The sequence below is a fragment of the Micromonospora sp. NPDC049107 genome (genome assembly GCF_040648595.1).
Taxonomy (GTDB): Bacteria; Actinomycetota; Actinomycetes; order Mycobacteriales; family Micromonosporaceae; genus Micromonospora.
Window position 1 is genome coordinate 256,826 of the sequence record NZ_JBEZEC010000011.1, and the last position, 6,170, is coordinate 262,995.

Annotated in this window: 4 protein-coding genes; 3 read left to right on the forward strand and 1 reads right to left on the reverse strand. The window is 68.8% G+C overall.

Annotation, left to right across the window (positions count from 1 at the left end):
• Positions 1 to 313: 313 nt before the first annotated feature.
• Positions 314 to 1,048, forward strand: a complete 735-nt coding sequence (locus AB0B55_RS26510; RefSeq protein WP_357126161.1) for a peptidase E — start codon at positions 314 to 316, stop codon at positions 1,046 to 1,048.
• Between the two features lie 7 nt (positions 1,049 to 1,055).
• On the opposite strand, the gene AB0B55_RS26515 is transcribed toward AB0B55_RS26510, so the two are convergent.
• Positions 1,056 to 1,400: a hypothetical protein gene (locus AB0B55_RS26515; RefSeq protein ID WP_357174497.1), complete on the reverse strand. Its 345-nt coding sequence runs from the start codon at positions 1,398 to 1,400 to the stop codon at positions 1,056 to 1,058.
• 109 nt (positions 1,401 to 1,509) lie between these two features.
• On the opposite strand from AB0B55_RS26515, the gene ychF reads away from it, so the two are divergent.
• A complete protein-coding gene (ychF, locus tag AB0B55_RS26520) occupies positions 1,510 to 2,595 on the forward strand; it encodes a redox-regulated ATPase YchF (protein WP_357126155.1) in 1,086 nt (361 codons plus the stop codon).
• A gap of 463 nt (positions 2,596 to 3,058) precedes the next feature.
• Positions 3,059 to 5,758, forward strand: a complete 2,700-nt coding sequence (locus AB0B55_RS26525) for an RICIN domain-containing protein (RefSeq protein WP_357174500.1) — start codon at positions 3,059 to 3,061, stop codon at positions 5,756 to 5,758.
• The last annotated feature ends 412 nt before the right edge of the window (positions 5,759 to 6,170 follow it).

Below are 6,170 nucleotides of genomic sequence, written 5' to 3' on the forward strand. Positions count from 1 at the left end.
CTGCCCGCCGAGATCGAGCCTCCCGCCGGAGGTGCGGCGGCGAGACACCGGCCCGATCCGCAGGCGACTCCGTCGGCCGCGTCGAGCGGCACCGCCGACCCGGCCAACGCGCGGCCCGCTCTCATTCCCCGGCAACGCCGCGCCGGCTGAGCGGGTTGGGCCGACGGCCCGCCGGCTGAGCGGGTTGGGCCGACGCCGTGTCGGAAGATCGACGGAGGTCGGGCAGGTCGACGCGCCCGAATGCTGATAGCCCCTGGACAATGATCGACTACGGCAGGATGGAGGGCAGAGCACACCGACGGAAGGATCGCTCATGCCCGCCAGCGAACCCACCATCCTCGCCACCAGCATGGGCTTCTTCCGTGGTGACCGGGGGCCGTCCGACCTGCGCCCCGGCCCGATCTTCGAGCTGGCCGCCGAGTTGGCCGAGGCCGGTCCGCAGCCACGGATCTGCTACCTCGGGCAGGCCGTCGGTGACCAGCCGACCTCGTTCACCGCTGTCTACGGTGCGTTCGCCGACACGCGGTTCCGTCTGTCGCACCTGGCGCTGTTCCCGATGCCGAACGTCGACGACGTCCGAGCCCACCTGCTCGCCCAGGATGCGATCTGGGTGGGCGGCGGCAGCGTCGCCAATCTCGTCGCGGTCTGGCGGGTGCACGGGCTGGACGAGATCCTGCACGAGTGCTGGCAGGCCGGCGTGGTGTTGGCCGGCGTCTCGGCCGGCTCGATCTGCTGGCACGTGGGCGGCGCCACCGACAGCTTCGGACCCCGTCTGCGGGGCTACACGGAGGCGTTGGGTTGGCTGCCGTACGGCAATGGCGTGCACTACGACAGCGAGAGTGAGCGCCGGCCGCTGATGCACGAGCTGGTCGGCGACGGGACGTTGCCGACCAGTCACTGCACCGACGACGGTGTCGGCCTGGTCTACCGGGGGACCCGCCTGGTCGAGGCGGTCGCCGACCGCGAGGGCGTCTCGGCGTACGAGGTGAGTCGTCGCGCGGACGGCAGTGTGCGGGAAGAGGTCATCGCGCCCCGCCTGCTCCGGTGAGCGCGGGTCAGACCCGATCCTCGAACGCGGCGCACACGGTCGCCCGCACCTGCTGCCCCTCGATCGCCCGCAGCAGCTCCCGGGCCAGGGCGATCTGCTGCGCCTCGTCGACCGACGGGTCCATCGGCGTCACCTCCACCCGCCACTGGAAATAGAGATAGCCGTCCTCGTCGGTGGCGGCGAGCCTCGGGTCGGCGCCCTCGTTGGTGTTGATCTCCAGCAGGTTGGCCCGGACGTCGACCGAGTCCCGGCGGTAGGGCTTCGCGTCGGGCAGCCGGGCGCGGATCAGGTCGAGCAGCTCCGCCGCCGTCAGCGGGCCGTCGACCATGATGAGGAACCGCAACGTCGGCACGTCTGCCACCTTGGCAGACGCGCTGAGGGGCGACCAGGGCCGCGTCCGGCCCGGTGGATTCGGAGCCGCGTGGACCGGTCCGCTCGGCACCGGCGTAAGCTGGCTCGTCGTGAGTCTCACCATCGGCATCGTCGGCCTGCCCAACGTCGGCAAGAGCACGCTTTTCAACGCGTTGACCAAGAACGACGTGCTGGCGGCGAACTACCCGTTCGCCACCATCGAGCCCAACGTCGGCGTGGTCGGGCTGCCCGACGAGCGGCTGGGCAAGCTCGCCGAGATCTTCTCCTCGCAGAAGGTGCTGCCGGCTCCGGTGTCGTTCGTCGACATCGCCGGCCTCGTGCGCGGCGCGTCGAAGGGGCAGGGGCGGGGCAACGCGTTCCTGGCCAACATCCGGGACGCCTCGGCGATCTGCCAGGTGGTCCGGGCCTTCTCCGACCCGAACGTGGTGCACGTCGACGGCAAGGTCTCCCCGGCCGACGACATCGAGACGATCAACACCGAGCTGATCCTCGCCGACCTGCAGACCCTGGACAAGGCGCTGCCCCGGTTGGAGAAGGAGGCCAAGCTCCGCAAGGACCGGGCCGCCGCGGTCGCCGCCGCGAAGCAGGCCATCGAGGTGCTGGACGGCGGCACCACCCTCTACTCCGGGGCCGCCGCCGCGAAGATCGAGCTGGAGCACCTTCGCGAGCTGCACCTGCTCACCACCAAGCCGTTCCTGTACGTCTTCAACGTCGACGAGGCCGAACTCGCCAACGAGGCGTTCCTCGACGAGCTGCGGGCCCTGGTCGCCCCCGCCGAGGCTGTCTTCATGGACGCCAAGATCGAATCCGAGCTGGTGGACCTGCCCGAGGAGGAGGCTCGCGAGCTGCTGGAGTCGATCGGCCAGAACGAGCCCGGCCTCAACCAGCTCGTCCGCGTCGGCTTCCGTACGCTCGGGCTCCAGACGTACCTCACGGCCGGCCCCAAGGAGGCCCGGGCCTGGACCGTCCCGGTCGGCGCGACCGCGCCGGAGGCTGCGGGTGTCATCCACAGCGACTTCCAGCGCGGCTTCATCAAGGCCGAGGTGGTCTCCTACGGCGACCTGGTCGAGGCCGGCTCGATGGCGGCGGCCAAGGCGGCGGGCAGGGTCCGCATCGAGGGCAAGGAGTACGTCATGCAGGACGGCGACGTCGTGGAGTTCCGCTTCAACGTCTAGGTGGGCCGCGTTCGCGCAGTTCACGGGCTACGTCACGCCTCCTTGGTCCGCAGGGAGTCCGCAGGCCGTTCGGCGAGACCCAGCGTTTCGGTCATCAGAGCGGCCGTCGCTTCGCGGGTCCGATCCTCGACCGTCGGCCACAGGTGGCTGTCTAGTGGCGTAGGTCGTGCAGTGTGAAGCCGGTGACCCCGGCGTCGACGGTGGTGCCGACCGGCCTTTCATCCTATCTTTGCTGCGGCTTTTGTCGGCATTGATGGAATTACAGGCTTCGGCACAAGATAGATGAGTCCAAATCCTTGACTCGGTGCCCATGTTGCCGGTTAATCACATCTACGTGTCGGCCGTGTTCACCCTCCCGGGTGACCGACGCCCCTGGCGGACCGTCGAATCGATTCGACTACTGCCAGCAGCGAAGCCTTGACCCGGAGTTGTAAGGCTGCTGGGTGAGTCACAGGAGGTTGCCGTGCATCGTACGAACGTCCGCTGGGGTGGCCGATTGTCGGCGTCGGCCAGAGGGCTGGCCGCGGCCGTGGCGCTCGCCCTGCCCCTGACGCTGGGTGGCCTGACCCTGGCGACTCCCGGGTCGGCCCTGGCCGTGCCGGTCGCGACGCAGAGTGTCGCGGCCGCCGGAGTTGACGGTGTGGCGGCCGGTAGCGCTGCGATCGCCTCGGTCGATCTGAGCGGGACGTGGAGCTTCACGCCCTCGGGTCGGGGAACGACGTCGATCGCGGTGCCCGGTGGCGGCTGGTACAAGCAGGGCTTCACCGACGTGAACGAGGCGGTGTACTCGCGCAGCATCACCGTGCCGGACTCGGGGCAGCCGCAGTCGACCTGGATCGAGTTCGGCGCCGTCAACCACCAGGCGACACTGTCGGTCGACGGCCGGGTGGTGGCGACCCAGACGACGGCGTTCACCCCGTCGAACTTCGACATCAGTAGCTACGCCGCACCGGGCACCACCCACACGATCAGCGTGCAGGTGAAGGGCCGCGGTGCGTTGCGGTCGTCCGACGGCAAGTACCTGGTCCCGATCGCGGCCGACTGGTCCGAGGCGGTACCGCAGGGCATCTACCGGTCCGCGTCCCTGCGGGTGTACCCGGCGGTGTACGTCAGCGACGCGTTCGTCCGTACCTCGGTGGCGAACCGCACCCTCAGCTACGACGTGTCGGTGACCAACTCCTCGGCCGCGACCAGAACGGTCACCCTGGGCGGGTCGATCACGTCCGACGGCGCGGGCTCTTTCAGCTACCCACAGTTGCCGCAGCAGAGCGTGACGGTGGCGGCCCGTTCGACGGCGAAGGTCACGGTGGGCCCCGTGGCGTGGGACCTCGGCGCCACCTCGTACTGGTGGCCCAACGTGCCGTACCGGTCCGGGTACCGGGCCCAACTGCACCGCCTGGCGATCCACGCCACCGCTGACGACGGCCGCACCAGTGACGCCACGTACCGCTTCGGGTTCCGGGAGAGCACGCAGAACAGCGAGTACTACTACCTCAACGGCGTGCGGGTGAACTTCCGCGGCGACAGCCTGCAGGGCGCCGACTACGACCGGGTCAACAACGGCGGGAAGGGCGACGCGTACGACACCCTGCCCGGCTTCCTGCCGCCGTCGTCTGGCAACGGCGGCTGGCCGCAGGCGGTGGACAACTACCAGCGTCTCAACTACAACGTGGTACGCATGCACATGGAACCGGCCAGCCCGTACATGCTCGACGTGGCCGACGAGATGGGCCTGATGGTCATCGACGAGACGGCCATCCGCAGTGGTTCCCAGGACTTCGTGTCCGGACGCACCAACATGGTGGCCCACGCTCGTGCGCTGACCCTGCGCGACCGCAACCATCCGGCGATCATCCGCTGGAGTCAGATCAACGAGCCCAGCTCCAACAGCAACGACTCGCAGCAGTTCCAACAGGACCTGTACGCGGCGATGAACGGCAACGACGGCACCCGGCCGATCAGCATCGACGCCGGCATTGGCGCGGACTCGCCCAGCCGGTACCCGGCCATGACCTACCCCAACTTCACCATCTTCGCGCACTACCTGGACGGCGTCGGCCGCTACGGCGAGGCCCTGAATCGCCACACCGGGCGCCCGGACGGCGAAGGCGAGTACATCTGGCCCGCCTGCAGCACCAAGCAGGGCTTCACATGGTTCGCCACCGCGACTGCCGCCAAGCGCGGCAAGGACGCCAGCGACCTACGCCCGTACACGCTGCTCTCCGCCTGGGCCAGCGTCGTACCCGGCGTGCGAACCACCGACTTCACCACGGAGGAGAACACTCGCCCGGTCTACGGCGCGGACAACCTGCCCGACCCGTGGAGCAACGCGCAGATCCAGCGTGTGCAGGCGGCGTTCAACCCGGTGGCCGCGATCGACCTCCCGTACTGGTCCGCCTCCGGCAATTCGGACTCCAACGGCAGCTTCCCGCTGGCGCAGGCGGTGCCCAGCTACGCCCGCAACGCCACGGTGACCCGCAACATCACCGTGTTCAACGACGACCTCACCAACACCTCGGTGGGCTTCACCTGGACCGCCCGGCTCGACAGCCCGACCGGCGCGGTCGTCGCGTCCGGCAACAGCACCCTGACCGTCCCACTCGGCTCGCGGGTCACCCAACCGGTGTCCTTCACCGCCCCCGCCACCGGCAGCCGCGTGTACCTGCAACTGTCGACCGCCAAGTCCGGCAGCACCGTCTTCACCGACTCCGCCGAATACCTCAACCTCGGCGGAAGCGGTGGAACCGGGCCGGCAGCAGGCACCTACCGCATCGTCAACCGCAACAGCGGCAAGCCCCTCGCCATCGCCGGCAACTCCACCGCCGACGGCGCCAAGGCGGTCCAGCAGAGCGGCACCCCCACCTGGACGATCAGCACCACCCAGGACGCCTACACCCTGCGCTACACCGCGTCCGGAAAGATGCTCGACGTCAACGCCGGCAGCACCACGCAGGGCCTGCAACTGCAACAGTGGTCGGCCAACGGCGGCACCAACCAGTCGTGGTACCTGCGGCCCACCGGCGACGGCTACTACACCATCGTCAACCAGGCCAGCGGCCTGGCAGCCGACGTCTACGCCGCAGCGACCAGTGACGGCGCGCAGGTCGTACAGTGGACCGCCAACAACGGGACCAACCAACAGTGGCAGTTCGTGCGCGCCTGACCAGCGCCAGAGGCGGTTGACAAGTCCGACCGCCGGTGACCAGCTGACGATGTGGTGACGTCTACTCGGGCACGGATTCCCGTGCCCGAGTAGACCACGACCCGCTCTCGATAGAATAGACAAATCAGTACCGCACGGCCGCCTGCATCGGGCCCTCGCCTCACTCGGCTGAAGGACCCCGCCGGCGTCAACAGCAACCTCCGGAAGATCATCGGCAACAACCTGGGCTTCCGGTCGCTGATGAAAGCGCGTTTCGGCGCTCACCAGGCAATCGCGGTAGTCGGTGCTGTCGCGTAGTGCTACAGCACCGACTACGAGGGGGCTGTCTCGCTAACGGTGTTTCCGGCGATCTTGGTTAGTAGGTTTCAGCGGCTGGGAAGCGGTCGCTGAAGGTGATGGCGAAGGCGTTCAA

What these genes read in the sequence shown, in the direction of transcription:
- AB0B55_RS26510 (WP_357126161.1), top strand. Translation starts at nt 314, where the DNA reads ATGCCCGCCAGCGAACCCACCATCCTCGCCACCAGCATGGGCTTCTTC.